The 26,792-nt window shown below is 68.9% G+C and carries 25 protein-coding genes; 13 read left to right on the top strand and 12 right to left on the bottom strand.

Translation table 11 applies throughout. The features are described from left to right. Positions 1–55 precede the first annotated feature (55 nt). The 4 genes from HWD99_RS08520 to HWD99_RS08535 form a co-directional block, all read right to left on the bottom strand. On the bottom strand, positions 56–199 hold the full coding sequence (locus HWD99_RS08520) for a hypothetical protein (protein ID WP_241795801.1): 144 nt from the start codon (positions 197–199) through the stop codon (positions 56–58). Next, positions 196–2,529, bottom strand: coding sequence for a phosphoribosylformylglycinamidine synthase subunit PurL (gene purL, locus HWD99_RS08525; RefSeq protein WP_241795802.1), 2,334 nt, complete (start codon positions 2,527–2,529; stop codon positions 196–198). The genes HWD99_RS08520 and purL overlap by 4 nt, the downstream gene beginning before the upstream one ends. Positions 2,530–2,644: 115 nt before the next feature. Continuing rightward, positions 2,645–3,343, bottom strand: a complete 699-nt coding sequence (locus HWD99_RS08530) for a helix-turn-helix domain-containing protein (RefSeq protein ID WP_241795803.1) — start codon at positions 3,341–3,343, stop codon at positions 2,645–2,647. Then, the gene (locus tag HWD99_RS08535) at positions 3,340–4,866 is read right to left on the bottom strand and encodes an APC family permease (RefSeq protein ID WP_241795804.1); all 1,527 of its coding nucleotides are present in this window, start codon (positions 4,864–4,866) and stop codon (positions 3,340–3,342) included. The genes HWD99_RS08530 and HWD99_RS08535 overlap by 4 nt, the downstream gene beginning before the upstream one ends. Positions 4,867–5,104: 238 nt before the next feature. Here HWD99_RS08535 and HWD99_RS08540 point away from each other — a divergent pair, with 238 nt between their 5' ends. From HWD99_RS08540 to HWD99_RS08555, 4 genes are read left to right on the top strand one after another with little or no spacing between them, the layout of a single operon-like run. Beyond that, positions 5,105–6,577 (top strand): APC family permease, encoded by a 1,473-nt coding sequence (locus tag HWD99_RS08540; RefSeq protein ID WP_241795805.1) that lies wholly within the window; start codon positions 5,105–5,107, stop codon positions 6,575–6,577. 55 nt (positions 6,578–6,632) lie between these two features. After that, positions 6,633–7,772 carry a tyramine oxidase subunit B gene (locus HWD99_RS08545; protein WP_241795806.1) on the top strand — a complete coding sequence of 380 codons (1,140 nt, stop codon included), beginning with the start codon at positions 6,633–6,635 and terminating at the stop codon, positions 7,770–7,772. Further along, entirely contained in the window at positions 7,769–8,980 is a 1,212-nt protein-coding gene (gene solA / locus HWD99_RS08550; RefSeq protein ID WP_241795807.1) for an N-methyl-L-tryptophan oxidase, read from the top strand. Before HWD99_RS08545 ends, solA begins: the two co-directional genes overlap by 4 nt. A gap of 17 nt (positions 8,981–8,997) precedes the next feature. After that, positions 8,998–9,408, top strand: coding sequence for a RidA family protein (locus HWD99_RS08555; RefSeq protein ID WP_241795808.1), 411 nt, complete (start codon positions 8,998–9,000; stop codon positions 9,406–9,408). 51 nt (positions 9,409–9,459) lie between these two features. On the opposite strand, the gene HWD99_RS08560 is transcribed toward HWD99_RS08555, so the two are convergent. Continuing rightward, the gene (locus HWD99_RS08560) at positions 9,460–10,413 is read right to left on the bottom strand and encodes a YafY family protein (protein WP_241795809.1); all 954 of its coding nucleotides are present in this window, start codon (positions 10,411–10,413) and stop codon (positions 9,460–9,462) included. A 101-nt stretch (positions 10,414–10,514) separates the two neighbouring features. On the opposite strand from HWD99_RS08560, the gene HWD99_RS08565 reads away from it, so the two are divergent. Beyond that, a complete protein-coding gene (locus HWD99_RS08565; protein ID WP_241795810.1) occupies positions 10,515–10,979 on the top strand; it encodes a VOC family protein in 465 nt (154 codons plus the stop codon). A 21-nt stretch (positions 10,980–11,000) separates the two neighbouring features. Here the strand turns inward: HWD99_RS08565 and HWD99_RS18490 are convergent, their stop codons facing one another. Further along, positions 11,001–12,350 carry a serine/threonine-protein kinase gene (locus tag HWD99_RS18490; RefSeq protein ID WP_274618076.1) on the bottom strand — a complete coding sequence of 450 codons (1,350 nt, stop codon included), beginning with the start codon at positions 12,348–12,350 and terminating at the stop codon, positions 11,001–11,003. Positions 12,351–12,544: 194 nt separating this feature from the next. Here HWD99_RS18490 and HWD99_RS08575 point away from each other — a divergent pair, with 194 nt between their 5' ends. The 3 genes from HWD99_RS08575 (at position 12,545) to HWD99_RS08585 (ending at position 14,931) form a co-directional block, all read left to right on the top strand. Continuing rightward, positions 12,545–12,772 (top strand): DUF2188 domain-containing protein, encoded by a 228-nt coding sequence (locus HWD99_RS08575; protein ID WP_241795811.1) that lies wholly within the window; start codon positions 12,545–12,547, stop codon positions 12,770–12,772. Further along, positions 12,772–13,527 (top strand): 3-keto-5-aminohexanoate cleavage protein, encoded by a 756-nt coding sequence (locus HWD99_RS08580; RefSeq protein WP_241795812.1) that lies wholly within the window; start codon positions 12,772–12,774, stop codon positions 13,525–13,527. Before HWD99_RS08575 ends, HWD99_RS08580 begins: the two co-directional genes overlap by 1 nt. Before the next feature lie 219 nt (positions 13,528–13,746). Continuing rightward, a complete protein-coding gene (locus HWD99_RS08585) occupies positions 13,747–14,931 on the top strand; it encodes a MalY/PatB family protein (protein ID WP_241795813.1) in 1,185 nt (394 codons plus the stop codon). Positions 14,932–14,962: 31 nt separating this feature from the next. Here HWD99_RS08585 and HWD99_RS08590 read toward each other — a convergent pair whose 3' ends face one another. Genes HWD99_RS08590 through HWD99_RS08605 form a run of 4 tightly spaced genes read right to left on the bottom strand, consistent with a single transcriptional unit; the run spans position 14,963 to position 19,286 of the window. After that, complete coding sequence (locus tag HWD99_RS08590) at positions 14,963–16,027, bottom strand: LacI family DNA-binding transcriptional regulator (RefSeq protein WP_241795814.1); 1,065 nt, start codon at positions 16,025–16,027, stop codon at positions 14,963–14,965. Positions 16,028–16,062: 35 nt separating this feature from the next. Further along, a complete protein-coding gene (locus HWD99_RS08595; RefSeq protein WP_241795815.1) occupies positions 16,063–16,989 on the bottom strand; it encodes a carbohydrate ABC transporter permease in 927 nt (308 codons plus the stop codon). After that, on the bottom strand, positions 16,986–17,957 hold the full coding sequence (locus HWD99_RS08600; RefSeq protein ID WP_241795816.1) for a carbohydrate ABC transporter permease: 972 nt from the start codon (positions 17,955–17,957) through the stop codon (positions 16,986–16,988). Before HWD99_RS08600 ends, HWD99_RS08595 begins: the two co-directional genes overlap by 4 nt. Before the next feature lie 12 nt (positions 17,958–17,969). Continuing rightward, on the bottom strand, positions 17,970–19,286 hold the full coding sequence (locus HWD99_RS08605; RefSeq protein ID WP_241795817.1) for an ABC transporter substrate-binding protein: 1,317 nt from the start codon (positions 19,284–19,286) through the stop codon (positions 17,970–17,972). A gap of 253 nt (positions 19,287–19,539) precedes the next feature. Here HWD99_RS08605 and HWD99_RS18765 point away from each other — a divergent pair, with 253 nt between their 5' ends. Next, positions 19,540–20,277 carry an alpha/beta fold hydrolase gene (locus HWD99_RS18765; protein WP_374205457.1) on the top strand — a complete coding sequence of 246 codons (738 nt, stop codon included), beginning with the start codon at positions 19,540–19,542 and terminating at the stop codon, positions 20,275–20,277. A 13-nt stretch (positions 20,278–20,290) separates the two neighbouring features. Here the strand turns inward: HWD99_RS18765 and HWD99_RS08615 are convergent, their stop codons facing one another. Then, positions 20,291–21,289: a G5 domain-containing protein gene (locus tag HWD99_RS08615; RefSeq protein WP_241795819.1), complete on the bottom strand. Its 999-nt coding sequence runs from the start codon at positions 21,287–21,289 to the stop codon at positions 20,291–20,293. A gap of 302 nt (positions 21,290–21,591) precedes the next feature. On the opposite strand from HWD99_RS08615, the gene HWD99_RS08620 reads away from it, so the two are divergent. After that, the gene (locus HWD99_RS08620) at positions 21,592–22,554 is read left to right on the top strand and encodes a hypothetical protein (protein WP_241795820.1); all 963 of its coding nucleotides are present in this window, start codon (positions 21,592–21,594) and stop codon (positions 22,552–22,554) included. Positions 22,555–22,701: 147 nt separating this feature from the next. Continuing rightward, the gene (locus HWD99_RS08625; protein WP_241795821.1) at positions 22,702–23,247 is read left to right on the top strand and encodes a hypothetical protein; all 546 of its coding nucleotides are present in this window, start codon (positions 22,702–22,704) and stop codon (positions 23,245–23,247) included. Positions 23,248–23,286: 39 nt separating this feature from the next. Here HWD99_RS08625 and HWD99_RS08630 read toward each other — a convergent pair whose 3' ends face one another. After that, positions 23,287–24,474, bottom strand: a complete 1,188-nt coding sequence (locus tag HWD99_RS08630) for a MalY/PatB family protein (RefSeq protein ID WP_241795822.1) — start codon at positions 24,472–24,474, stop codon at positions 23,287–23,289. A gap of 217 nt (positions 24,475–24,691) precedes the next feature. Here HWD99_RS08630 and gnd point away from each other — a divergent pair, with 217 nt between their 5' ends. Together gnd and HWD99_RS08640 are read left to right on the top strand one after the other, a co-directional pair. Then, entirely contained in the window at positions 24,692–25,753 is a 1,062-nt protein-coding gene (gene gnd / locus HWD99_RS08635) for a phosphogluconate dehydrogenase (NAD(+)-dependent, decarboxylating) (protein ID WP_241795823.1), read from the top strand. Positions 25,754–25,960: 207 nt separating this feature from the next. Next, positions 25,961–26,425, top strand: a complete 465-nt coding sequence (locus HWD99_RS08640; protein ID WP_241795824.1) for a GNAT family N-acetyltransferase — start codon at positions 25,961–25,963, stop codon at positions 26,423–26,425. Positions 26,426–26,792: the final 367 nt, after the last annotated feature.

The following is a 26,792-nucleotide window of genomic DNA, read 5'->3' on the forward strand; positions in this document are numbered from 1 at the left end:
CCCGCCCACTCCGAAATCGTGCCCGGCCGAGCACGGCAGGGAGGAGGGCTCCGCCTCAGCCGAAGATCAGCGTCAGCACGGTCGCGCCGCCGCCGCCGAGGATCAGCGCGACGATGACCGTCCAGGCGACGATGCGGATGCGCCGGTTGCGCTTCTCGCCGAGGTCGCCGTAGTCCTCGCTCAGGCCGTCGCCGCTCATGCGCCGACCGGCTCCGAGACCGTCGGGCCGAAGGCGGCGGGCAGGGTGGCCTGCGAGCGCTCGCGGATCTCGGCGACGGGAACCGTGAAGACGTCCTGCACCTCGAGCTTCGCGCCCTCGCTGTCGGTCACGCCGATGCGCATCACCGGGTAGTTGCGGCCCTCGCAGAGTCCGCGGAACTTCACGTCGTCCTCTCGGGGCACCGTGACGATGACGCGACCGGTCGACTCCGAGAACAGGGCGGATGCCGCATCCACGCCGTCGCGCTCGATGATCTCGTTCAGCCAGACGCGTGCGCCGACGCCGAAGCGCGAGACGCCCTCGGCGAGGGCCTGTGCGAGGCCACCCTCCGACACGTCGTGCGCCGACGAGATCAGCCACTCGTCACGGGCGGCGCCGAGCAGACCTGCGAGGCGCTTCTCGCCCGCGAGGTCGACCTTCGGGGGCAGTCCGCCGAGGTGCTGGTGCACGGTCTCGGCCCACGCCGAACCCGACAGCTCGGTCGAGGTCGTGCCGAGCAGGTAGATGTTCTGGCCCTCGTCCTGCCATCCCGAGGGGATGCGGCGCGAGACGTCGTCGATGATGCCGAGCACGCCGACGAGCGGGGTCGGGTGGATCGGCACGTCGCCGGTCTGGTTGTAGAACGAGACGTTGCCGCCGGTCACCGGGGTGCCCAGCTCGTAGCAACCGTCGGCGAGGCCGTCGACGGTCTGACCGAACTGCCACATGACCTCGGGGTTCTCGGGAGAGCCGAAGTTCAGGCAGTCGGTGATCGCGGTGGGAACGGCGCCGGTGACGGCGACGTTGCGGTAGGCCTCGGCGAGGGCCAGCTGGGCGCCCGCGTACGGGTCGAGCTGGCAGTAGCGGCCGTTGGCGTCGGTCGAGATCGCGAATCCGAGACCCGACTCCTCGTCGACGCGGATCATGCCGGCGTCGTCGGGGAACGAGAGGGCCGTGTTGCCGAGCACGTAGTAGTCGTACTGGTTGGTGATCCAGCGGGTGTCGGCGAGGTTCGGTGAGGCGACGAGGTCGAGGAACTGCTCGCGCAGCACCTCGGGGTCGTTCGAGCGGGGCAGCTTCTCGGCGGCATCCGCCTGCAGCGCGTCGATCCACGTCGGGTACGCGACCGGGCGGTCGTAGACCGGGCCGTCGACCGCGACGGTCGAGGGGTCGACGTCGACGATGCGCTCGCCCTGCCAGTCGATGATGAGGCGGCCGTCGCCGGTGACCTCACCCAGAACCGACGTCTCGACGTCCCACTTCTGCACGACCGCGAGGAACGCGTCGAGCTTCTCGGGCGCGACGATCGCCATCATGCGCTCCTGCGACTCCGACATGAGGATCTCCTCGGCCGTGAGCGAGGGGTCGCGCAGCAGCACGTTGTCGAGAGAGACCTTCATGCCGCTGTTGCCGTTGGCCGCGAGCTCGCTCGTGGCGCACGAGATGCCGGCCGCGCCGAGGTCTTGGATCGCCTCGACGAGCTCGTCGCGGTACAGCTCGAGGCAGCACTCGATGAGCACCTTCTCGGCGAACGGGTCGCCCACCTGCACCGCGGGGCGCTTGGTGGGTCCGCCGTCGGCGAAGGTGTCGGATGCCAGGATGCTGGCGCCGCCGATGCCGTCGCCACCCGTGCGGGCACCGAAGAGCACGACCTTGTTGCCGACGCCGGTCGCGTTGGCGAGCTTGAGGTCTTCGTGGCGGAGCACGCCGACCGCGAGCGCGTTGACGAGCGGGTTGGCCTGGTAGACGGAGTCGAAGACCGTCTCGCCGCCGATGTTCGGCAGGCCGAGGCAGTTGCCGTAGAAGCTGATGCCGCTGGTCACGCCGTGCACGACGCGAGCCGTGTCGGGGTGGTCGATCGCACCGAAGCGCAGGGCGTCCATGACCGCGACCGGGCGAGCGCCCATCGAGATGATGTCGCGGACGATGCCGCCGACGCCGGTCGCCGCACCCTGGAAGGGCTCGATGAACGAGGGGTGGTTGTGCGACTCGGCCTTGAAGGTGACGGCCCAGCCCTCGCCGACGTCGATGACGCCGGCGTTCTGGCCCATGCCCACCATGAGGCGCTCCTTCATCTCGTCGGAGACCTTCTGGCCGAAGCGGCGCAGGTAGTTCTTCGACGACTTGTACGAGCAGTGCTCCGACCACATGACGGAGTACATGGCCAGCTCGCCGGAGGTCGGGCGGCGGCCCAGGATCTCCTTGATGCGGGCGTACTCGTCGTCCTTGAGGCCCAGCGCTGCGTACGGCTGCTCCTTCTCCGGAGTCGCGGTCGCGTTCTCGACGGAGTCGGGGACGTGCTTGTGGGCAGGTGCAGGGGCGGTGGTCACGCGCACTCCTAGGGAAGGGGCCGGCGGGGCAGGGTCCAGTCTACCGGGGGACGCCGGGGGCCTGGGTTCGTGCGTCGGGGCGACGGATGCCGACATCCGCATCCGCTGCTCGCATCTACGTCAGGAGCGGTCCGAGCTCCCGTGCAGCCGCGAGGACGGAGACGGCGATCGAATCGGACTCGTCGATGTATCGGCGTGGACCCGAGTAGGACACTGCTCCGGCAAGCGCCCCTGACGCGTCGGTGATCGGCGCGACCAGACACCCGCGCTGACCGTCGCGAGTGCGGATCACACCCTGCTCGCGGAGCTCGGTGACGAGGTCGTCGGCGACGTGCTCCCCGCGGACGACTTCCCCTCGCACGACGAGTGGCAGCAGACCCAGCGCGTATCGGGTGGGCTCGTGCTGCAGGCCCAGCCGGTTCGAGAGGGGAAAGTCGGGGTCCTCATCGGCGATGACGACTCTGCCGTCGCGGTAGAGGACGAGGTGGATGCCACCCCGCGCGCTCGCCCTGGTGCGCTCGAGGACGTCCCGTGCGGCGCGTGGGACGCGCTCGACGGCGATACTGCCGGCCAGCAACGCCACTTTCGTGCCCAGGGCGAAACCGGTGAGATCCGGTGTCCGGACGAGGTACTCGTCCTGGACCAGCAGATTGAGCAGGCGATAGGTCGTCGCGCGCGGCATCCCCAGATGCTCGGCGAGTTGCCGCGCGGTGACGCCGGCTCCCATCGCCGCGACGGCTTCGAGCATCGACAGCGCACTGTGGATGGCGGTGGGCTGGCGGGCCGAGATCGATACCCCGTCACCGCCCGTCATCCGTCGGCGTCCCCCGGTTCGCCCCCGTGTGCGCTGCCATTGCCGTCGCCTGCGCTGCCACTGCGGGCGACGCCGCCGAGCACGTGAGCGGCGACCGGCTCGTCGTAGCGTCCGACCTCTCCGAGAGGCGCGCGACGCCGCCATCGGATCAGCGCCGCCGCGATGACGGCGATGCCGACGGTGAGCCAGACTCCGGGATTCCCCGCCGTGGCCTCCGCGGCGAGATAAACGGTCAGGCATCCCGTCAGCGCCGCCGCCGCGCTGACGGCCACGATCACGGATCCGGCGGTGACCTCTCCGATGCGACGCAGGAACAGTGGCGCGGCGATGCAGACCAGCACGTAAGCGACGATGTAGCCCGAGGCCGAGATCAGCAGGATGACCCGCATCGCGTCCCACGGCGACACCCCGGCCGCGACGACCGCGATCGGGACCAGGGTGATCGGCGGGGCTGCGACGGCGATCGCGCCGACCGGAGTGCGGTGACGGCGGTGCGTGCGTCCCAGCTCGGCCGGGGCCACGCCGTCGCGGGCGAGTGCGAACACGATGCGGGTGAGGGCGGTCGTCGATGCGATGGCGCAGGCCAGGCCCGAGGTGGCGATGCCGACGTCCGCGACGGCGGCCCAGGCGGAGAGACCGAAACGCGACGCGAGCTCGTCGAGGAGCGCGACCGATGTCGGCCCCCCGATCGCGTCGGCCCCTGCGATCTGCGTGTAGCCGGCTATGAGGTAGAAGACGCCGGCCACGCCGACGCTCCACACGATGGCGCGGGGGATGTTCTTCAGGGGCGAGCGCGCTTCGACGCCGAGCGTCGCCGAACTCTCGAAACCGACGAACGCTGTGATCGCGAGCACTGCGCCCCCGGCGACGCCCGCCACCGATACGTCGTCGGGCGAGAAGATCGCCGCCGGATGGATCGGTCCGATCTGCACGAGGAGCACGATCAGAAGGAGCAGGATCAGCGCGACGGAGACGAGTTCGACGACGAGAGCGACCCGGGATGAGAGACGGATGCCACGCACGAGGACGATCGCGAGCACCGCTGCCTCGATGACCAGAGCGCCGAGAGCGATCGGGGTCGCAGGGAGCTGCGGCCACAGCCGGGTCACGAGCATCGTCGCGTAGTGCGCACCGCCCAGGAGGGCGAAGACCGAGATGAAGGCGTATCCGACGACGATCGCCGCGCCCGTCGCGAGCCCGGCGGTCGTGCCGAGTCCCCGGGCGGCATAGGTGTAGAGCGAGCCGCTGGCCGCGAACCGCCGCGTGAACTGGTTGATCGTCCGAGCGACCAGGAACGTGATGATCGTCGCGAGGGCCATCACGAGAACTGTCGCTCCGCCGGCCAGATCCGCGACCATCAGCACGGCCATGGCCGACGCCGCCGCCGGGGCGATGGCGGCGACCGACTGCGCGAGGACGTCGGCGAAACCCACGGTGTGCCTGTCGAGTCCGTGCAGCGGTGAGCGGGCGGCGAAAGATCGAACGGCCTCCGGGCGCTCGATCGCCTCTTCGAGTGCAGACATGGGGGCCTCCGCCTGTTGCGCGATGAACGCTGCTGCGCGATGGGAAGAGGCTACGAGCGGTCGGTTGCAGGGACGCTTCAGTCGTGTTTCGCGCAGATCTCACCCGAATGAGACAGCCCGCACTCGAGTGTCCCGTTCACGGCGACCGCAGACGTCACTCCGCCGAGACGGGCGGGTAACCCCGCCGCGGCAGGGTGAGGGAATCGCACCGCTCCGCTTCTCTCAGAAGGGTTTGCACATGGTTCAGATTCAGCCCAGCCCCACCGAGGCCTCCTCGAAGAAAGTCCTGTCGGGATCGCTCGGCGCCACGGCGATCGTCTTCATGGTCGTCGCTGCCGCCTCGCCTCTGACGGTCATCGGTGGGTCCGCCCCGCTCGGCATCCTGCTCGGCAACGGCTCGGGCTTCCCGGCGCTGTACGCGATCAGCGCCGTCGTCCTCCTGCTCTTCGCCGTCGGGGTCTCCGCCATGGCTAAGCACGTCCCCAATCCCGGTGCATTCTTCACCTACGTCGGATACGGTCTCGGACGCTCGACCGGTCTCGCCTCCGCGTGGATCGCGATGCTCACTTACACGACGATCCAGGTGTCCGTATACGGCTACATGGGGTACGTGCTGAGCTTCACGTTCGAGGGCTTCGGCATCTCACTTCCCTGGTGGCTGTACTCCGTCGCGGTCGTCGCTCTCGTCGGCCTCCTCGGTTACCGCCACATCGATCTGTCCAGCAAGGTGCTCGGTGTGCTGCTCTGCGCCGAGGTCGGCATCGTCCTCATCCTCGTGGCTGCCGTCGTGCTCTCCGGTGGCCCCGAGGGGCTGAGCCTGGCGCCGTTCGAGCCGGCGAACGTCGCGAGCGGTTCGCCGGGTGTGGGCCTGATGATGGCGATCGCCGCCTTCATCGGGTTCGAGGCGACCGCCGTGTTCCGCAGCGAGGCGCGCGACCCCGACCGCACGATCCCGCGGGCGACCTACATGGCCGTGATCGGCGTGGGCGTGTTCTACACGCTCGCCTCGTGGGGCCTCGTGATGGCGTGGGGGCCCTCGAACATCCTCGATGAGGCCGCTGCCGACCCCGGAACGCTCATCCTCCGGACGATGTCGGCGTATCTCGGCCCGATCGGCGAGATCATCACGAACATCCTCCTCATCACCGCGATGTTCGCGTGCGTGCTGTCGTTCCACAACGTCGTCGCCCGCTACCAGTACTCCATGGCCGGTGCCGGTGTGCTGCCCGACCGCGTGGCCGCTGTGCACCCCCGGCACATGTCGCCGCACGTGTCCTCGCTCGCGCAGACCATCACGGCGGTCGTCCTCGTCGCGCTGTTCGCAGTCCTCGGCCTCGACCCGGTGCTGCAGGTGTTCACCTGGTTCGCCGGCGTCGCGACCGTCGCCATCGCCATCCTGATGGCGGTGACCTCGATCGCGGTGATCGTCTACTTCGCCAGGACGCGCAAGGACAAGCGGATCTGGAACACCGTGGTCGCCCCGGTGCTCGGGTTCATCGGGCTGGTGCTCTCGGTGGTGATGATCGTCGTCTACTTCCCGATCATGGTCGGCGATGCGGATGCCGAGGGGAACCCCGTCTTCGGAGCGGTCAGCTGGTGCCTGCTCGGACTGGTGATCGTCTTCCCGCTCCTCGGTTACATCCAGGCGGCGTGGATCAGAACCCGGCGACCGTCCGCCTACGCCAAGCTCACCGACGCGATCGCTGGCTGAGGCCATGAGCGCGATCACCACTGTCCCGACCACCCCCTCCCCGAACAGGAACCTCATGCCCCTGCCCCACGTCGATTTCCTCTACCTCTCCGAAGCCGACATGATCGCGGCCGGAGTGACCGATATGCACCAGTGCGTCGACACCATGGAGGAGATGTTCGCGCTGTTCGCCGCCGGCGACTACCGCATGACCGGTGAGAGCAACGATTCGCACGGCGCGATGATGACGTTCCCCGAGGCGTCGCCGTTCCCGAACATGCCGGTGCCCACCGAGGACCGACGGTTCATGGCGATGCCGGCGTACCTCGGCGGAGACTTCCAGACGACCGGCGTCAAGTGGTACGGATCCAACATCGCCAACCGCGAGAAGGGTCTTCCGCGGTCGATCCTCATGTTCACGCTCAACGACACCGACACCGGAGCGCCGCTCGCCTTCATGTCGGCGAACCTGCTGTCCGCATACCGCACGGGTGCCGTACCGGGTGTCGGTGCGCGGCACTTCGCCCGCAAGGACTCGCGCGTCGCGGGGATCGCCGGACCCGGCGTCATGGCACGTACGGTGCTCCTGGCCTTCATGGATGCGTGCCCCCTGATCGACACGCTGAAGATCAAGGGGCGAGGAGCGGAGAGCCTCGAGCGCTTCCAGGAGTGGGTGCGCGAGGAGTTCCCGACGATCACGACGATCGAGGTCGTCGACTCGATCGAGGATGTCGTCCGGGGCAGCGACCTGGTGAGCTTCTGCACCACGGGCACCGGTGCCGGCGGGTCGGAGAACTACCCCACGATCCTGCGGGAGTGGATCACGCCCGGGGCGTTCTTCGCGATGCCCTCGCTGTGCAACACCGACGACTCGCTCCTGGAGAGCGACATCACCAAGGTCGTCGATGCGTATGGGTTGTACGAGACCTGGTACGACGAGTTCCCGAAGCCGTCGTTCGAGCACATTCCGATGGTCGGCCAGAAGTGGATGGATCTCGTGAAGGCCGGAGAGCTCTCGCGTGACGAGCTCGTCGACATCGGCGATGTCGTCTCCGGAAAGCGGCCAGGTCGGCAGAGCGACGACGAGATCGTCATCATGTCGGTCGGCGGGATGCCGGTGGAGGACGTCGCGTGGGGGACGAAGGTGTACCGCAACGCCCTGGAGCGCGGCATCGGCCAGAAGCTGAACCTGTGGACCGAGCCGGCGCTCGCATGAGTGCGGCAGAGGTCATCCGGACCGTCGACGTCGCGGTGGTGGGTGCAGGCTCCATGGGGTCGATGGCGCTGTGGCATCTCGCGAAATCGACGGGGATGTCCGTGCTGGGCGTCGAGCAGTACGGACCAGCGCACGGCCACGCAGCGTTCGCCGGTGAGTCGCGTCTGTTCCGTGCGGCGAACAAGGAAGGCGCGCTCTACACGGCCGCTGCTCTCGAGGCCAGAGCGCAGTGGACCGAGCTGGAGCGTGAGACCGGCCGCCAGCTGCTGCTGAAGACCGGCGTCCTCGCGGTCGCGCCGGAGGGGCATCCGTTCCTCGAATCCACCCAGCGATCGATCGTGGAGGGCGATCTGCCGCACCGGTACCTCGATGCCGCGGAGCTCCGCCGGGAGTATCCGCAGTTCACCGTCGAGGACGGCGACATCGGGATCATGGACGTGCTCGGCGGCGGGTTGCGCTCAGAGCTGGCGGTGGCGACCGCGCAGCGGGCCGCGATCAGGCGCGGGGCGGAGATCCTGTACAACACCCCGGTGCTCGGCATCGATGAGGGCGAGAGCGGTGTCGTGATCTCGACATCCGAGGGGATCATCCACGCGCAGAAGGTGATCGTGACGACCGGTGCGTGGACGACGAGGATCGTGCCGGAGCTGCGCGACCTGGTGAGTGCGATCGCCATCCCGCTCACGTGGTTCATGCCGGAGGACATCAGCGAGTTCACCCCTGATCGCTTCCCATGCTGGATGCGGGACCTGGACGGCGACCATGCCTTCGGCGTCCCCACACTCGACGGCTACTCGGTCAAGATCGCCCCCACGACCCGCATCGAGACGATCGAGGACCCTGACACCGATCCCCGCGAACTGTCGCGTGAGCAACTGCGGCGATGCACGGCGATCGCCACCCGGATGTTCCCCGGCATCCTGCCCGAGGTGGTCCGGTCGTCCATCCACCCCGAGTCGACGACGGCTGATCATGTCCCGATCCTCGACGTCTCCGAGTCGGGGCGGATCGTCATCGGAGCCGGGTTCTCCGGCAACGGCTTCAAGTTCTCGCCCGCCTACGGGCGAGTACTGGCGCAACTCGCCGCCAGCGGGTCGAGTGCGCTGCAGCACCCCCTGTTCACGCTTGGTCACCACCGGCGCCGTGCTCAGGCGCGCGCCGACGATCTTGTCCTCGCAGACGACTATCCGGTCCTCCAGGGCCACTGACACGAAAGACGGAACCGTTGATCATCACCAGTGTGAAGAGCGGAAGCAAGTTCGAGACCCTCGCGAGCTACTCGCGGGCCGTCGCGATCGGCGACTGGATCTTCGTCTCGAACACCGCCGGCATCGACTACGAGACGCGGACCCTGCCCGACACGGCGGCAGAGCAGCTGCGTCTCGCGATCGCCACCGTCGCGCGGGCGCTCGCCGCCGTGGATTCATCGCTCTCGGACGTCGTCCGGATCCAGGTCTTCGTTCCCGACGCGTCCGATCAGGACGAAACGATCGAGGTGCTCGGCGAGCTGTTCCGCGGCATCGACCCGGCGCTCACCATGACGCGCAGCCCGCTCGCGGGTGAGTACAAGGCCGAGATCGAGGTGACGGCGCACCGCGGGGCGGGGGCGGCGCGGCGTACGCAGATCGATCTGTGAGCACTCGGCGACTCGGGGTGCGGGGTCTCGGATGCGGTCGCCGCTGACCGGTCAGCGGACCTCGCTCGCGTCGGACAGGCGTCGCGACAGGGCGGTCGCGGCGTCGCGCAGCTCGGACGGGCCGACGACGCGGAACGGGACGTCGAAGCGGGCGATCGAAGCGAGGACGCCGATCCACGACCACGACCCGACCGTGACGCGGCACGAGGCGGCGTCGACCGCTTCGACGGTGCCGTCGCGCCCGAGCCACTGCGCGGCCTCGCGGGCGGGCAGGTCGAGCACGAGCTCGCCGATGCAGGGCCAGCGGTCGTCGGCATCCGACCCCTTCGCCCGCGCGGCGAGGTAGGTCTGAGCGTCGGCGGCAGGGAGTTCGCGGGGCGTGAAGGCGGGGCCGGCGGGGATGCGCGGGGTCATGCGATCGAGCCGGAAGATGCGCCAGTCGTCGGCATCGAGATCCCACGCCAGCAGGTACCAGCGACTCTCTCGGGCGACGACGGCGTGCGGCTCGGTGCGTCGGGCCGGGAGGTCGTGGTTCTCGCCGTAATCGAAGCGCAGCACGTGTCGATCGCGCACGGCCGCGCTGACCGCCTCGAGCACCGCGGGATCCACCCGCGTCTCGTTCTCGACGCCGGTGAAGCGGATGCCGTCGACCCGATGCCGCAGGCGCGACGGCATGACCTGCCGCACCGTCGCGAGTGCGCGCGCCGCGCCCTCGTCGATGTCGATCCCCGTCGCGGGCACGCTCTGCAGGGCGACGGCGATCGCGACGGCCTGCTGGTCGTCGAAGAGCAGAGGAGGCAGCTCAGAGCCCGCGGCAAGCCGGTATCCGCCATCCGGGCCCTTGATCGCGCTGATGCGATAGCCGAGTCCGCGCAGCCGATCGACATCTCGTCGCACCGTGCGGGGCGTCACGTCGAGGCGGTCGGCGAGCACCTGTCCCGGCCAGTCGCGTGGAGTCTGCAGCAGCGAGAGCAGGGTGAGCATGCGCGAGGAGCTGCCGGTCATAGCTTCCATTCTGCGTCAGGGAGAGGACCGAAACTGTCCGCTTCTGTTGCGAGTGTGGATCTCGACGGAGAATCCGTCGCTCAGACGATCGAGGAGAGATCATGACCATCGCAACCACCACCCACCTCAACTTCCGCGGCACGGCTCGGCAGGCACTCGAGTTCTACGGGGCCGTCTTCAGCGGCGACGTGACGATCGCGACCTACGGCGACCTCGGGATGCCGGCGGGAGCGCCCGGCGCCGACACGGTCGTGTTCGGGCAGGTCGAGAATGCCGAGGGCTTCCGGCTCATGGCGTACGACATCCCGGGCACATCCGAAGACCTCGTCGCGACCGCGGGGACGACATCGCGGGAAAACGGGACGACCCTCACCGACCGCACGTTCTTCCAGTCGCTGCGCGCCAACTCGCTCGACGAGCTCACCGGCTACTGGGATGCCCTCGCGGACGGCGGTTCGATCGTCGAGCCGCTCGCGGCATCGGCGTGGTCGCCCGGATTCGGCATGCTGACCGACCGGTTCGGTGTGACGTGGGTGCTCGACGTGCGGGCTGAGTACGCCGGCTGAGTCGAGTGCGAGCGGCGCCGCTCAGTTCTTGCCGGAACCGCCGGAGTCGCCCGAGTTCCCGTTGTTCCCGTTGTTCCCGTTGTTCCCGGAGTTCCCGTTGTTCCCGCTGTTGCCCGACTTGCCCGAGTTCCCGGGGTTCTCACCGTTTCCCAGGTCGCTGACGACCTCGACGGGAGCGGCGGAGGGTTCCTGCATCGCGGAGTCGGCGGGGGTGGATGCGGTGCGGGCGACGGTGCCCGAGGCGGCCCTGCCGATGTCGGACGCCGGGGTGGTGAAGGCGGCGAGCCCGACGACGAGCGCTCCGGTCGCGGCCAGCCCGGCGGCACCGGCGATCACGCGGTTGCGTGTGCGAGTGCGGCTACCGCTGCTCGACTTCGGCTCGGCGGTGCCGGTGCCGGCATCGGCGCCGGCGTCGGCCGCCGGAAGCGCGGCGGTGGCGCCGGTGGACCCGGATGCGGCGTCGGCGGACCCGGAGGCCGCGACGGTCGCTGCGGCCGCCGCCGCGACGGCCGCACCGTCGCCGTTCGCGGAGTAGCCGCGCAGAAGACCGCGTACGGTGCGCGCCACTTCGGCCGCGGTCGGGCGATCGTCGGGCTCGAGTCGCGTCATGCGCCTCAGCAGATCGCGCCACTCCTCGGGGACCGTCTCGGAGATCGTCGGGGCCTCCGACAGCCGCGCGATCGCGGCCGCGCGGCCCGACAGGAGCGACGGGTATCCGGGTTCGCCGGTGAGCGCCTCGAGAACCACGAGACCGAGGGCGAAGACGTCGACGGGCGTGCCCGGATCGAGATCGCGCAGCTGCTCGGGGGCCATGTATGTCAGGGTGCCGAGCACGATGCCCGGGGTCGTCAGCCGGGGGTTCTCGACCGAGCACGCGATGCCGAAGTCGGCCAGCTTCGCCGAGACCGCTCGCCCGGCGCGGCCGCGAGCGAGCAGCACGTTCGACGGCTTGACATCGCGGTGCACGATCCCTGCGGCGTGCACGGCAGCGAGCCCCTCGGCGAGGTCGCGGGTGATGCGGGCGACGTCACGCGGCGGCAGCGGCCCCGCGGCCATGCGCTCGGCGAGCGTCGGACCGTCGACGAACTCCATCACGAGGTACTGCGGGCGTCCGGGGGCGAGCTGCGCATCATGCAGGGTGACGAGCGACGGGTGGCTCAGCGAGGCCAGCAGCGCCTTCTCGGTGTGGGCGCGCTCGATCGATGCGATCGGCCCTTCGCCCTCGTGGATCATCTTGATCGCGACCGTGCGTCCGAGGTGGGAATCCTCGGCACGGTAGACCGTCGCCATTCCCCCTCTGCCGACGCGATCATGCAGCACGTATCGTCCATCGAGCAGTGCCGCGGTCGGCGACATGACTTCCAGCGTCATCGAGCGCTCCTCGTGCAGGCATCCGGGTCCTGCCGCATTTCACGTTAGCCCCGCAGGGCGAAGACGGTCCTGGGGTTGACGTTCGCCGCGAATCGTGGATGCAGTCCGATCGGTCGGTGTCGGGCGGGGCTGTCAAGGCCCTGCTGCCTGTCAGGCCCGTCACGTAGAAAGGAGGGAGATCGAAAGGACGTGGCATGGCCGCAGGTGACATCGAGACGTTCCAGCGAGACGGGATCTGGTTCAACCGCATCGAGGGCGAATCCCGCACTCTGGGGTCGAGCTTCGAGACAGAGGACGAGGCCATCCGGGTCGGGCGCGGAGCAGCGGCGGCGCGGCAGGTCGTGCACACCGTGCGCACCGAAGAGGGACCGTCGGACACCGGCAACCTGCACGACTGGCACCCGCGCGACCTCATGAACTGATGGGCGCGGTGACCGAGGCGTCAGAACGACGGATGCTGGTGCAGGTCTGCCTCAACGGCGCGCGCGATGTCACCGAGCACCCGGGCCTGAGTGCCGACGCGACCCTCGCCGCCGCGGATGCGGCGAGAGCCGTGGCTGCGGGCGCGCAGGAGATCCACGTGCACCCGAAGGATGCCGAGGGTCGCGACACCCTGGACGCCACTCACGTCACGAGCTGGTTGCGGGCGTTGCGGTCAGCCTGTCCCGATGTGCCGATCGGGGTGACCACGGGGGCGTGGATCGAACCCGACGTCGAGAAGCGACTGATCTCCATCTCGGAGTGGACCGAACTGCCCGACTACGCATCAGTGAACTGGCACGAGGCCGGCGCCGATCGCGTGGCCGCTCTGCTGGTGAGTCGGGGCGTCGGCGTCGAGGCAGGCATCTGGGACCCGACCGGCCTCGAGGCGTGGAGCATCTCACCCTCGCGCGCACAGTGCACGCGGGTGCTGATCGAGCTGCCCGACGAAGCTGCCGAGGGGGTGCGGCGGCACGCCGAGGGGCTGATCGCCCACGTCCGGATCGATGAGCCGAGCGCTTCGATCCTGGTGCACGGAGAACAGCGATCCGCCTGGCCGGCGCTGACCCTCGCTGTCGAGCTCGGCGTCGACTCGCGCATCGGGCTGGAAGACACCCTCGCTCTGCCCGACGGCAGGATGGCCCCCGACAACGCGTCGCTCGTGCGGGCGGCATCCGCCCTGGCCCACTCGACCTGACGACGCGACGCCGTCCACGGGGCGACGGAATCGTCATGAGTCCGCCCGTCACGCATCGAAACGGGAATCGCCCAGAGACCGCGGACGTACCTAGTCTGGAAGACCGATCGTGAAGGAGCGCCCATGTCTGAGACCTCGACCACGACGAGTGGCCGCAGGGGCATCCGTCGCGGGGACGCCGCTGTCCGATGTCGGTTCGCGGGCTGAGAGACGCCGATCATGAGCTTCGACGCCGCCGCACAGCATCCGTTCGATTCCCGCACGAGGTTCGCCCTCGATCGACCCGAGAGTCGCAAGTGGAGTCTGCATCCGGGGAGCATCGGCGCCTGGGTGGCGGAGATGGACTTCGGCGTGGCGCCGGTGATCGCCGAGGCGATGCATCGGGCCATCGACGAAGAGACCCTCGGCTACCTCTCGCCGCCGCTGGCCGCCCGGCTCGGAGAGGCGACCGCGGGGTGGATGCAGAGCGAGTACGGCTGGACGATCGACCCCGAGCGCGTGCACCCGGTGTCCGACGTAATGGCCGCGCTGCGGGTCGCCGTCGAGGAGTATGCGCCCGCGGGCTCGCCCGTGATCGTGCCGACGCCGGCGTATATGCCGTTTCTGACATATCTGCCGGCCATCGGGCATCCCGTCATCGAGATCCCCGGGGTCGAGGTCGAGGGGCGCTGGCATCACGACCTTCAGCGCATCGATGAGGCCTTCGCCGCGGGCGCGCGCACTCTCGTGCTGTGCAACCCCCACAATCCGACGGGCACGGTCGTCGAGCGCTCCGAGCTCGAGGCCCTGTCGGAGATCGTCGAGCGGCACGGCGGCCGGGTGTTCGCCGACGAGATCCACGCACCGCTGCGCTTCGACGGACGCCCCTTCACCCCGTATGCGTCTCTGTCGGAGGCGACCGCCGCGCACACCGTGACGGGCACGAGCGCGTCGAAGGCATGGAACATCCCCGGCCTGAAGACCGCCCAGCTGATCACCTCGAACGACGCCGATCAGCAGCTCTACCGCCGCTTCGGGTTCTCGGTGCAGCACGGCGCCGCCACCCTCGGGGTCGTGGCGTCGACGGCCGCCTACCGCGAGGGCAGGCCGTGGCTCGACGGGGTGCTCTCGTACCTGTCGGAATCGCGGCGCACGCTCGGGGCGCTGGTCGCCGAGCACCTGCCCAGCGCGGTGTATCGCGAGCCGGAGGCGACCTACATCGGGTGGATCGACACGACAGCGCTCGACATCGACGGGCCACCGGCCGCGTTCTTCCGCGAGCGCGCCGGTGTGGTGCTGACCGAGGGGGCCCTGCTCGGGCGCGGGTACGAGCACTTCGTCCGGGTGGTGTTCGCGACCCCGCGGCCGATCCTGCATGAGGCGTTCGCCGCGATGGGCGCTGCGGTCCGCGCGGAACGGGGTTGATTCCGCTCGCGCGGCGGCTCGCTGCGCAAGGTCAGAGGTGCGTGTGCGGAACGGGCGAAAGAGCGTCCGTGAGTTCCGGCGTCGACGTGCGGAGCACGGGGTAGCCCTCGAGCACGACGCACCGGCCTGATGCACGCTCCTCCGATTCGGCGAGCCGGAATGCCTCTTCGGCTGCTTCGAGCCAGGGCAGGTGGATGGTCGTGAGCGGCGGATCGATGTCGCGGAGAGCCGGCATGTCGTCGCATCCGGCGACAGCGATGTCCCGGCCGATGACGATCCCCTGCTCGCGCAGGCGCACCGAGAGACCGATCGCCATGGAGTCGTTCACGCAGAAGACGACATCGGGAAGCGGCTGGCGGCGAAGGATCTCGCCCGCTGCCCGATAGCCGCCGTCGTGGCTCGATGCCTGCTGCAGCACACGGTCGAGCGGCACGGTCAGCCCGCTCTGTGCCCAGCCCTCGATGAATCCCGCCGTGCGGTCGCGAGAGATCTGCCCGAGTCCGACTCCGCCGACGATCATCGGGTCGCGGTAGCCGATCCCGGCGAGCGAGGAGGCCAGTGCGGCCGCGGCGCGGCGGTCATCGACGACCACCGAGTCGAAGGGCATTCCGGCTACGCCGATCACGACGACGCGGCATCCTTCGGCTTCCGCGTGAGTGAGTTCGGCGGCGAGCTCGGTCATCCCCTCGCTGGTCGACGAATCGGTGCCCACGTAGACGATCACCGACGGTCGCTGCCCGCGAAGCAGCCGGATGGCGCTCGAGGTCGCGTCGATCGCCGCCGTCTGGGCGACTGCGGTGGTGACGAGCATCCCGCGTTTCGTGGCTGCGTGGAAGACGCCCGTCATCACCGGGTTCTGGTAATCGTCGGGGATGTCGCCGACGACGAGTCCGACGGCTCGCGAGCGCCCCAGAGCCACGGCCTGCGCGGCGAGGTTGGTCGCATAACCGAGGCGGGTGGCGACCGCCCGCACTCGGGCCTGCGTCGTCTCACTGACTCGCCCCGTGCGTCCGTTGAGGGTGCGCGACGCGGTCGATACCGAGACCTCCGCTTCACGGGCCACGTCTTCCAACGTGACGGCGCCGTTCTCAGTCATCGGATTCCTTCGAGTGCGTGCGGTGCGAGGATAGGTCACTTTATCGCGCCGAGCGTCACGCCTGTCTTCCAATAGCGCTGCATCGAGATCATCATGATGGCGAGCGGGATCACCGAGATGAGCGCCCCGGTGATGGTCAGGGCGGTGAGATCGACCACGGAGTCGGAGCGGTTGACGAACCAGCTGTACAGGCCGACGGCGAGGGTCCATTTGTCGGATCCGCGGAGCATCGTGAGGGGCAGGAAGAAGTTGTTCCAGTTCGCCACGAACAGCAGGATGAACACGGTCGCCGCGCCGGTGCGCATCATCGGCAGGACGATGGTGAAGAAGATGCGCCACTCGCTCGCACCGTCGATGCGTGCTGCTTCGAGAAGCTCGTCGGGGATCGACCCGTCGACATAGACCTTCGCGAGGTACGCGCCGAAAGGCGAGACGAAGAACGGGATCAGCACCGCCCACATCGTGTCGACGATGCCCAGCTGCGAGAACAGCAGGAAGAGCGGCAGCGTGATCAGGGTGCTGGGGATCAGGAACGACCCGACCACGATTCCGAGTCCGACGCCGCGCCCGCGGTAGCTGAACTTCGAGAGGGAGTAGCCCACGGCGATCGAGATGAGTGTGCACACAGCCGCACCCACCCCCGCGTAGAGGACGGTGTTGAGCACCCACCGGAAGAAGATGCCGTCCTGGTAGGTGGCGAGTGACTCGAGGTTGCTCCAGAGGTTGAAGTCGGCGAACCACAGTCCGTTCGAGTTGTAGAGGTCGCGGCGGTCCTTCGTGGCGTTGACGATCAGCCACCAGATCGGCGCCACCGAGTACAGCGCGAACAGGATCAGCCCGATCAGGGCGACGAGCTGTTCCGAGCCTGCGCGACGGCGCGGGCGGGCGATGCGGTCGCCGAGGGCCTCGGGCTGCGGCGCCGCCGCGTGTCGTGGGCGCGCTTCGCGGTAGTCGACGGTCACGACGCGTCCTTCCGGGTGGTCAGCTTGTAGAAGCCGAACGAGAGCACGCCCAGCACGGCGGCGAGCACGACCGAAAGTGCGGCCGCGTAGTTGTAGTTGTTGCTGGCGAAGGCCTGGAAGTAGATCGACATGATCGGGGTGAAGTCCTTGGTCACCGTCTCGGGCGACGCCGCACGGAACAGCAGCGGCTCGTTGAAGATCTGCAGCATGCCGATGATCGACAGCAGCCCGGTGAGCACGAGGCTTCCCCGGATGGCGGGGATCTTGATCGACCACGCGATGCGCGCGGCCCCCGCCCCGTCGACGCGGGCCGCCTCGAGCACCGACCTGTCGACTCCACGCAGCGAGCCGTAGAGGATCAGCATGTTGAAGCCGAGCACCATCCAGACGATGAGGTTGCCGATCGAGATCCACAGCATCGACGGTGAGAAGAGGTTCACCTCGATGCCGAAGAGGTCGCCCACCGCGGTGAAGGGGCCGACTCGCGGCGAGTAGAGGTAGACCCAGATCAACGAGGCGACGATCGCCGGCACCATGTAGGGCACGAGCAGTGCGGTGCGGAATCCGCTGGCGCGGACCTCCGAGGTCAAGCTGTCGAGCAGCAGAGCGGCGGTCAGGCTGAGGCCCAGCGAGATCGGGATCTGGATGACGGCGAAGATCGCCACACGCACCATCGAGCCCCAGAAACCCTCGTCGCTGAACGCGCGCACATAGTTGTCGAGTCCGGCGAAGACGACCTCGGTGCCGCCGAGCCCGAGTCCGCCGCTGGACTTCACCGAGAAGAAGCTCTGCTGGATCGCATAGAGGATCGGCAGGACGAAGACGAACGCGAAACCGACGTAGAACGGTGCCGCGAACGCCATCCCGGCACGATTCTGGGATGCTCGCCAGCCGCGCCGCGCGGAGGGCACGGTGCCCGCCGCGCGACGCGTCGTGCCCGACGGCAGGGGAGAGGGGGAGATCGTCATGGCGGTGGGCTGCTACTCCGCGACCTGGATGTTCTTCGAGGTCAGGTCGTCGATGGTCCACTGCTGCATATGCTCGAGCAGCTCCTGCATGGTCGCCTCCTTGGTGATCACCTTGGCCCACCAGTCGGTGAGCTCCTCGGTGGCGGATGCCTGGTTGGGACCTTCGATCATCGACCGGGCCATGCTGGCGGCATCGAGCACCACGGCGGGCGCGTCGGCGCGGGTGTCGCCGAGCAGCTCGTTCGGCAGCAGCCGGTCGATGACCGACTCGGGATCGGCGACGACGGGGAACGCCGCCGCACCTTCGGTCGGATCGGCGAGCAGGGCGATGGCGTCTGCGTCGGTGGCGGTCCAGCGAGCGAACTCGACGGCTGTCTCAGGGTGGTCGCTCGACGGAGAGATCCCGTAGATGTTGTAGTAGCTCGGCGAGACGAGATCGGTCGAGGTGGACTCCGCCGGGTACGGCGCGAGCTCCCACTCCCCGATCGACGCGGCGAAGTTCTGTTCGTAGACCGGCAGCTGCCACGTCGAGGTGGTGAACTGCGACAGCTGACCGGATGCGAAGAACTGCATCAGGGCATCCCACTCGATGTAGGTGTTGTTCGAGACGATGTCGGCGTCGATGGCCTGCTGGATGATCTCTCCGGCAGCGAGGGACTCCTTCGAGGTGAAGCCGATCTTCCAGGCGTCATCCTCGGGCTGCCACCACTCGGCACCGAACTGCGTCGCGAGGTCGCGCAGGTACGAGGGATCCTCGCCCGGCAGGTTCATGCTCTTGACGTCACCCTGCTGCTGCATCGTCTTCGCCTGGTCGAGGAACTCGGCCCAGTCAGCAGGAGCCTCGAATCCGAATCGGCCGAAGGTCGCGGTGTTGATCGCGTTGAAAGTCGGGTTGGTCGCGTACGGCACGCCGACCACGGTGTCGCCCACGCTCACGAAGTCGAAGGCGCCCTCGGCGATCGCTCCGTCATCGTTGTCGAACCATTCGGAGATGTCGCGCGAGACGCCGTCGGCGAGGAAGGACACCGAATAGGTGCGAGGCACCTCGAAGACATCGGGGGCGTTGCCCGCCGTCGTGGCGTTCTGCAGCGCCTGGGAGAGGTCGGCATCGCCACCCTGCTCCACGTAGGTGATCTGCGCCTCGGGGTGTTCCTTGTTCCACAGGTCCACCTGGGCCTTCTGGCCTGCGGTCTTTCCCCAGAACGTCAGCTCGATCGGGTTCTCCGCCGACCCGGCATCTGCGGTGCCGCTCGAGCTGCCCGAACATGCAGTGAGGCTCAGGGCCAGTCCACCGGCTGCGATGGCCATCAACGCCTTTCGCGGTGTCATCTTCTTCTCCCTTGACGAAGGTGATGTGTCGCTCACAGTGAGCAAGCGCTATCACGCTAGAACGCCAAATCGCTCTTGTCAATCATGAATTCAGCGATGTGATGTTGAGCTAGCGCTTGCGCAACTTGCGCACACTGCGGCAGAGTGAAGATCATTCGCCTGGTGATCGGAAAGGACCGTGGTGGCCGCAGTGACGCGCACGCCGGTGGTATTGGTGCACGGCTGGGCAGGGTCGGCCGAGAGCTGGCGGCCTGTGCAGGACGCACTCGATCCGCAGCGGTGGGATGCGGTCGCCGTCCCGCTTCCCGGTTCACCGGGCGGAGCATCGGGGCCCGCGACGATCGGTCACGCGGTACGGACTGTGGTCGAGGTGCTCGAAGGACTGCCGTGCCCTGCTGTGCTGGTCGGGCACTCGATGGGGGCGCAGGTCACTCTTCTCGCTCACGGTCTCATGCCCGACCTCGTGCAGAGCGAGGTGGTGATCGACGCGGCGTACGCGGGGGATCCGGCATCGCGATCGCAGATGGCCAGATGGGCGGCGGCGATCGAGCGCGACGGACTGCCGAGGGTGTCGAAGTTCTTCGCCTTGGCGACACGAGGGATGCCGCCGGATGCTGCGCGACGGGTGCTGGCTGACGTGAACGAGACCACCCCGGCGGTGATCGCGTCATACCTGAGGTCTGAGTACGTCGATCCGGATGCCATCGGGTTGAGTCCCGCTACCCAGGGCGCGGCGAGATCGCGTCGGAAGCCGGTGCTGTCGTTGCACTCCACGCACGACAGCATGCGGCGAGAGGCTTCGCTCGTGACTCCGCCAGGGTCTGCCTCGAACCTCTGGGATGGGCACGGGCACTACCTGCATCTCGAAGATCCGACGCGGTTCGCTCGGGTACTTCTCGACTGGCGACGCATGCACGGCGGCACCCCACGAGGCGACATCGGTCATCGGGTCGCACCGCTCGGGCGCGCACAGAGTCCCGCGCCGAGGTGACGCCCGCCGTGGATCACTTGTCGCAGGCGATGCCGTCTCCGTCACGGTCGAGGTCGTAGATGTCCGACCCGACGATCCGCACCGGACCCTGCACATAGGCGGGGCCGTCACCGCTGCCGCCGGCGCAGTCGACGTCGCTCGCGATCGGCACACAGGCATCCGCATAGTTCGGGTCGCAGCCACCGCCCTGCGGGACCAGCGGCACGGGAGCCGCCGGAACCGGGGCGGCCTCGGCCACCGGGGCGGGCGCGGGAGCAGGTGCAGGCGCCTTGCTTCCGATCGCGGTCACCTCGTTCACCGGTGCGGTCTGCACGATCTCGCTGACGATCTCGCGGGCCGTCTCCACACCGTCCACCACCGTCACGCGGTAGGTGATGACCTTCAGCCCGTCGACGCCCGCGGTGACCAGTGCCGTCACGCCCTGGTCGAGGTTCGGATCTTCGGTCGTCGTGGCCTCGAACGGCACGAGCACCTCTTCGGTGGCCGTCTGGATCGTCGTCGGAACGGGGGTCGGCGTCGGAGACGCTTCCGCCTGCGGGGTCGCCGACGCGGTCGGCACGGTCGCGAAGGTCTGCGGCTCGGATGCCGTCGGCGTCGCCGTGCCCGTGCTGGCGCTCGCGATGCCGCCGCCGGTCACGAGCAGTGCGGCGACGCCGAGAGCGACGAGTCCCGAGGGGCGCGACCGCAGTCCGAGCGCCGGGGCGGGGCGCACCAGCAGCACGAACAGCGCCACGATGACCGCGGCGACGATCGCGAAGATCATCACGACGGGTGCGTATCGCGCGAGGATGCCGCCGGCCACGAGCGACCCGGCGACGATGCCGGCGATGCGCCATCCGCTGCGACGCGGCGCGGGAGAGGGCGCGGGCGCCTCGACGGGCTGCTGCCGCTGCGAGGTCGCGGCGGCGGCGGGCGACGGGGCGGTCGCCGCGCTCCACTGATGGCCGTCCCACCAGCGCAGCTGGTTCGGGTTCTCGGGATCGGGATGCCACGCGGCAGGCGGCTGAGACATGAAGGTTCCCCTCGACGATGAGGCGACGAATCGCCGGCGCCCCCAGAGCGCCTCGACCTGTATATCGGTTACGAGACGCACCGGACAAGTAACGATTCAGTCGCCGCGGCGCGCGGTGGATCATCCGTGCGGGGTCGATGGACCACCGCATCCGGCCGTCGGCGGGGCTCTTCTGACCCCGCACGCCCGGGGCGGTGCGTTTTCGGCCCCGCACGGTCGCGGCAGCGGCGCGCACGACTCCGCCACGACACGAGCCACCCCGTTCGCCGCGGATCGGAGCATCCTGTGCCAGCGTGTCTGTCATGACTGCCGCCACCGCCGCCCACGCGGCGACGCCGCCCGCTCGCCTTCTGCCGTTCCTCATCGGGGTCGGCGGCGGCATCCTGGGCCTCCTGCCGTGGATCCTCGGTGGTGCCCGCCTGCCGCTGCAGAACCTCTGGGTGATCGCGACGATGCCCGACGCGATGCCACTCGTGCTCCTGCCGGTCAGCCAGTACTACGTCATCGTCCTGTTCGCGATCGTGCTGCTCGGCGGGGTGTTCGCCGGCCTCGCGGTGCGCCTCGTCGCCCGGCGCCGCGCGCTCGCCGTCTGGCCCGCCGCGCTCGGTGTGCTGGCGGTGCATGCGCTCGCGATCGTCGAGAGCTTCGGCATGACGGCGACCGGACTCGCCCTCGGCTCCGACATCCAGGCGGTCGTCTACCTCGTCGGGCTCCTCGGCGGGGCGATCGCGGCGACCCTGCTGGCACAGCTCGCGTTCTGGATGACATTGCACCGATCCGACGGCATCGCCGCATTCGGCGTCGCGCTCGCCGCGGTGCCGTTCGGAGAGTGGGTCGGACGCTGGTTCCTCGCGTTCACGGGCGAGGTCTTCCCTCCGGTGTTCCTGCCCGCGGTGGTGCAGTGGGTTCCGGCGATCGTCGTCGGTCTGGCGCTCGTCTGGTGCGGGGTGCGCCCGCTGCGGCGACTCCTCGTCTGGGTCGTGTCGCTGCTCGTGCTGTGGCTGCTGCCGGCCGTGCTGATGTCGATGCTGTACGCGCTCGGATCCCGCGTGATCCTGGGCGACTTCGCCGAGATGGCCACGGCTGCGGTGCGGATCTTCCCGGCGCTTCTCGCCGAAGACGGCGTACTGCCGGTGGTCGCGGCGCTGGTGATCGGCATCGTCGGCACGGTCGTGCGGATGCTCGTCGGGCGGACCAGCGACCCCAGGCCGGACACCGAGCCGTCGCCGTCCCCCGCGCCCGCGGGTGCACACGAACACCGCTGATCGGTGAATATCGACATCCGTCATCATCGGCCGCGATGCCGGACATATCTCACGTGACGACCTGCGGGTGGCCCTCGGGGTCACCGCGTGAGCCGGTGAAGGCACGGCGCTGCCAGCCGCCCGACGATGCCCTGCCAGTATCGAAGCATGCACCGTTCCCTCCGTCACCGAGTCTCTGTCTCCGTGCTCGCCCTGACCCTGGCGGCCGCGGTGGCAGGATGCACCGCGGCCGAGCAGGAGGAGTCACCGCTGCCATCGACTCCGGCCCCCGCGACGGCCGTCGCCACGCCGACTCCGACCGCAGATGGCTCCGCGACCTGGGAGTATCGCGACTCCCGCTGGAGCGATGCGATCGCTTCAGTCCCCTACGAGATGCCCGAGGGGAACGAGTTCCCTGCACAGGCTCCGCAGACGGGCTTCGCGATGAGCACCTCGTGGGGAGAGGACGTCGCTTACTCCTGGTGGGGGTGCGTCATTCTGCTCTCGGCATGGGATTCCGTCGACGCAGACGACGTAAAGCACGCAGACGCCCTGCTCTCGCAGCTCAACGCGGCGAAGGCCGAGCGGCCGGAGCAGTTCTCCGAATGGGAAGCTCCCGCGCCGGTGCCCTGGGACGACCCTGTACGCAGGGATGCCGGCGAGTCCGGGCTCTGCGCCGCGTGGTTCGCACGCGAAGGCGCCGCTGTCGGCTGAGTCGTGCGCCCACCCCGCCCGAGAGCCGGGATGCGGTGGCTATGCGGCCGGAGCGCCCGCCGCGTTCCGCTCGTCGAGTGCACGGGCGATGCGCTCGACCGCCTCGACCATCACCGGTCGGGGCAGCGCGAACACGAAGCGGGTGTACCCGATCGCGGCCTCGCCGCATGCGGCGCCGTCGGTCATCGCGACGCCGGCATGCTCGCGGAACCACTCGCCGAGATCGCCCGTCAGGCCGGTCTCACGGAAGTCGAGGAGGGCGATGTAGCTGCCCTCGGGCACGATCATCCGCACGCCGGGCAGCTTCTCGTCGACGAGCTGTGCGAGCGTCCGCCGGTTGCCGTCGAGGTAGTCGACGACCCCGTCGAGCCACTCGCGTCCGCCCGTGTAGGCCGCGGTGTTCGCGATGACGCCGAGGGTCGAGGTGCCGTGTCCCGCCCAGAACCCGAGGCCTTCCCACAGCTCGGCGTCGGCGTCGTTCGACAGGATGACCTGCGCGCACTTGAGGCCGGCGAGGTTCCACGCCTTCGAGGCCGACGTCGCGGTGAGCGTGTGCGCGGCGGCGGCATCCGACACCGAGGCGTAGGGGATGTGCTTCGCCGGCGCGTAGACGATCGGCGCGTGGATCTCGTCGGAGAACACGCGGCCCCCGGCATCCGTCACGACCGAGGCGATCGCGAGCAGCTCGTCGCGGGTCGCCACCGTGCCGAGAGGGTTGTGCGGGTTGCAGAGAACCAGCATCTCGCCGCCGTCGCGGAACGCCTGCGCGACGGCATCCAGGTCCATGACCCAGCGTCCGTCGACCTCGATGCTCGGCACCTCGATCACTCGGCGGCCGTGCATCGGCGGCACGATGAGGAACGGCATGTACGCGGGCGTGGGCACGATCACGGCCGATCCCGGGGTCGTGAAGTGCTCGATCGCCAGCTCGAACGCGGCGATCACATCGGGCACGTGGTGGATGCGGTCGGCGGGGACCTCCCACGCGTACGAGTCGGCGTACCAGCGCGACGCCGCGTCGGAGAGATCCTTCGCGAGCTTCTCGGGCAGGTAGCCGGTGACGCCCAGGTCGAGCGCATCCTTCACCGCGGCGTTGACGGCAGGCGCGAGTCCGAAGTCCATCTCGGCCACGAACGCGCCGATCATGTCGGGGAACGTCGTCCATTTCAGGCTGCCCGCATGGCGCAGGTCGTCTTCGGTGATCTGATCGAACGTGCCGGAAGTCATAGGGAAAGTCTTTCATCCGTCGGGGTGCCCTCGGCCCGTGCACCGGTTCGGATGTCGGACGGGAAACGCCGTGAGCGCACCGGCATCCACCGGCCTGTCGGGCGTCGACTCCGCAGCTGTGCCCACTCGCACACGCACCACACCATTGAGCCGCCTCCGCACCCGTGTCAGGATTGCCCCGACTCGGCTCACCGGGGGCGGGGACGAAGGGAATCTCATGCAGCTGGCGATGATCGGACTCGGCCGGATGGGCGCCAACATCGTGCGCCGCCTCATGCGGGCGGGGCACGAGTGCGTGGTCTACGACGTGAATGCGGATGCTGTGCAGGCGCTCGTCGCAGAGGGAGCGGTCGGCGCCGACAGCATGGCCGACCTCGCGTCGAAGCTCGAGGCGCCGCGGGCCGTGTGGATGATGGTTCCTGCATCCCTCACCGGATCGGTCGCCGACCAGGTCGCCGACGTGCTCGACGAGGGCGACATCCTCATCGACGGCGGCAACTCGAACTACCGCGACGATGTGCGGCGGGCGAAAGCCTTCCGCGAGCGCGGCATCCACTACGTCGACGTCGGCACGAGCGGCGGAGTCTTCGGACTCGACCGCGGCTACTGCCTGATGGTCGGAGGGCCCGATGAGGCCGTGCAGCGCATCGAGCCGGTGCTGAAGACGATCGCTCCGGGCGTCGGCGAGATCGAGCGCACGCCCGGTCGCACCGGTGAGCTCACCGCCGAGGAGCAGGGGTATCTGCACTGCGGCCCCTCGGGCGCCGGACATTTCGTCAAGATGGTGCACAACGGCATCGAGTACGGCATCATGGCGTCGATCGCCGAGGGCCTCAACCTGCTGCACAACGCGGATGCCGGGGTGCGCGAAGCCGAGCACTCGGCCGAGATCGCCCCGCTCGAAGAGCCCGAGTTCTACCAGTTCCCGATCGACACCTCGAAGGTCGCCGAGCTGTGGCGCCGCGGGTCGGTGATCTCGTCGTGGCTGCTCGATCTGACTGCCGCCGCGCTGGCCGAGAACCCGCAGCTCGACGGGCTGGCCGGTCGGGTGTCCGACTCGGGCGAGGGGCGCTGGACGGTCAAGGCCGCGGTCGACGTGGGCGTGCCGGTGCCGGTGCTCGCCGCGTCGCTGTTCGAACGCTTCGCCTCGCGCGGTGAAGACCACTTCGCCAACCAGGTGCTGTCGGCGATGCGCCTGCAGTTCGGCGGACACCAGGAGCTGCCCGCCGGCGACGTGCTGGAGGCGGGATCGCGCAAGGCGGAGTCGGACAACGCGTGACCGTGCCCCGCTCGTCGAGCGAGGCCCGCGAAGCGGCCCGAGTCGAAACGTGGTGACGTTCCGAGATTGGCTCACGACGTTTCGTCTCAGTCGACTTCGTCGTCTTCGCTCAACGACCGGGATCTCGCCGGCCCACCTCGGTCGTTGAGCGAGGCCCGCGAAGCGGCCCGAGACGAAACGCACCACGACACAGGAACGGCATCCCACATGACCCGCACTCCCCGCATCCGCCGGGCCGATCCCTCGGATGCCGAGCGCATCGCCGAACTCCTCCACGCCTTCAACACGGAGTTCGACACCGAGACCCCCGGAGTCGCAGTCCTCGCGGAGCGGCTGCGAACTCTGCTCGCCGGGCCTTCGACGTTCGCCGTCGTCGGCGGTGAGCCGGCGACCGGCGTCGCGCTCGTGACCCTGCGGCCGAACGTCTGGTTCGACGGACCGGTCGCGCTGCTCGACGAGATGTACGTCGTGCCCGAGCTGCGGGGCAGCGGGATCGGCAGTGCGATCCTGCTGCGAATGGTCGAGATCTGTCGAGAACTGGGCGTCTCGGAGATCGAGATCAACGTCGACGAGTCGGATGCCGACACGATGCGCTTCTATGAGCGGCACGGTTTCACCAACGGCGACCCCGACACCGGCGAGAAGGCCTACTACTTCTCCCGCTCGCTCTGAGGCGACGCGCCCCGGGGCGTTGAGCGAGCCCGGCGGAGCGGTGACCTTTCCGGGTCGTTGAGCGAGCCCGGCGGAGCCGAGCGAGACGAAACGTGGTGAGGTTCGGAGGTCGGCTCGCGGCGTTTCGTCTCAGTCGACTTCGTCGTCTTCGCTCAACGAACGGCAGGCCCTCGGTCGTTGAGCGAGCCCGGCGGAGCCGAGCGAGACGAAACGTGGTGAGGTTCGGAGGTCGGCTCGCGGCGTTTCGTCTCAGTCGACTTCGTCGTCTTCGCTCAACGACCGGCGGGCCTTCGGTCGTTGAGCGAGCCCGGCGGAGCCGAGCGAGACGAAACGTGGTGAGGTTCGGAGGTCGGCTCGCGGCGTTTCG

The sequence above is a fragment of the Microbacterium sp. C5A9 genome (assembly GCF_022627955.1).
In the GTDB taxonomy this organism is placed as follows: domain Bacteria; phylum Actinomycetota; class Actinomycetes; order Actinomycetales; family Microbacteriaceae; genus Microbacterium.

What these genes read in the sequence shown, in the direction of transcription:
- HWD99_RS08600 (WP_241795816.1), bottom strand. Translation starts at nt 17,957, where the DNA reads ATGACGATCTCCCCCTCTCCCCTGCCGTCGGGCACGACGCGTCGCGCG.
- HWD99_RS08545 (WP_241795806.1), top strand. Translation starts at nt 6,633, where the DNA reads ATGCCCCTGCCCCACGTCGATTTCCTCTACCTCTCCGAAGCCGACATG.
- HWD99_RS08580 (WP_241795812.1), top strand. Translation starts at nt 12,772, where the DNA reads ATGGGCGCGGTGACCGAGGCGTCAGAACGACGGATGCTGGTGCAGGTC.
- solA (WP_241795807.1), top strand. Translation starts at nt 7,769, where the DNA reads ATGAGTGCGGCAGAGGTCATCCGGACCGTCGACGTCGCGGTGGTGGGT.
- HWD99_RS08625 (WP_241795821.1), top strand. Translation starts at nt 22,702, where the DNA reads ATGCACCGTTCCCTCCGTCACCGAGTCTCTGTCTCCGTGCTCGCCCTG.
- HWD99_RS08520 (WP_241795801.1), bottom strand. Translation starts at nt 199, where the DNA reads ATGAGCGGCGACGGCCTGAGCGAGGACTACGGCGACCTCGGCGAGAAG.
- HWD99_RS08605 (WP_241795817.1), bottom strand. Translation starts at nt 19,286, where the DNA reads ATGACACCGCGAAAGGCGTTGATGGCCATCGCAGCCGGTGGACTGGCC.
- HWD99_RS18490 (WP_274618076.1), bottom strand. Translation starts at nt 12,350, where the DNA reads ATGACGCTGGAAGTCATGTCGCCGACCGCGGCACTGCTCGATGGACGA.
- HWD99_RS08535 (WP_241795804.1), bottom strand. Translation starts at nt 4,866, where the DNA reads ATGTCTGCACTCGAAGAGGCGATCGAGCGCCCGGAGGCCGTTCGATCT.
- HWD99_RS08560 (WP_241795809.1), bottom strand. Translation starts at nt 10,413, where the DNA reads ATGACCGGCAGCTCCTCGCGCATGCTCACCCTGCTCTCGCTGCTGCAG.
- HWD99_RS08575 (WP_241795811.1), top strand. Translation starts at nt 12,545, where the DNA reads ATGGCCGCAGGTGACATCGAGACGTTCCAGCGAGACGGGATCTGGTTC.
- HWD99_RS08540 (WP_241795805.1), top strand. Translation starts at nt 5,105, where the DNA reads ATGGTTCAGATTCAGCCCAGCCCCACCGAGGCCTCCTCGAAGAAAGTC.
- HWD99_RS08585 (WP_241795813.1), top strand. Translation starts at nt 13,747, where the DNA reads ATGAGCTTCGACGCCGCCGCACAGCATCCGTTCGATTCCCGCACGAGG.
- HWD99_RS08615 (WP_241795819.1), bottom strand. Translation starts at nt 21,289, where the DNA reads ATGTCTCAGCCGCCTGCCGCGTGGCATCCCGATCCCGAGAACCCGAAC.
- HWD99_RS08620 (WP_241795820.1), top strand. Translation starts at nt 21,592, where the DNA reads ATGACTGCCGCCACCGCCGCCCACGCGGCGACGCCGCCCGCTCGCCTT.
- gnd (WP_241795823.1), top strand. Translation starts at nt 24,692, where the DNA reads ATGCAGCTGGCGATGATCGGACTCGGCCGGATGGGCGCCAACATCGTG.
- HWD99_RS08590 (WP_241795814.1), bottom strand. Translation starts at nt 16,027, where the DNA reads ATGACTGAGAACGGCGCCGTCACGTTGGAAGACGTGGCCCGTGAAGCG.
- HWD99_RS08640 (WP_241795824.1), top strand. Translation starts at nt 25,961, where the DNA reads ATGACCCGCACTCCCCGCATCCGCCGGGCCGATCCCTCGGATGCCGAG.
- HWD99_RS08565 (WP_241795810.1), top strand. Translation starts at nt 10,515, where the DNA reads ATGACCATCGCAACCACCACCCACCTCAACTTCCGCGGCACGGCTCGG.
- HWD99_RS08530 (WP_241795803.1), bottom strand. Translation starts at nt 3,343, where the DNA reads ATGACGGGCGGTGACGGGGTATCGATCTCGGCCCGCCAGCCCACCGCC.
- HWD99_RS08630 (WP_241795822.1), bottom strand. Translation starts at nt 24,474, where the DNA reads ATGACTTCCGGCACGTTCGATCAGATCACCGAAGACGACCTGCGCCAT.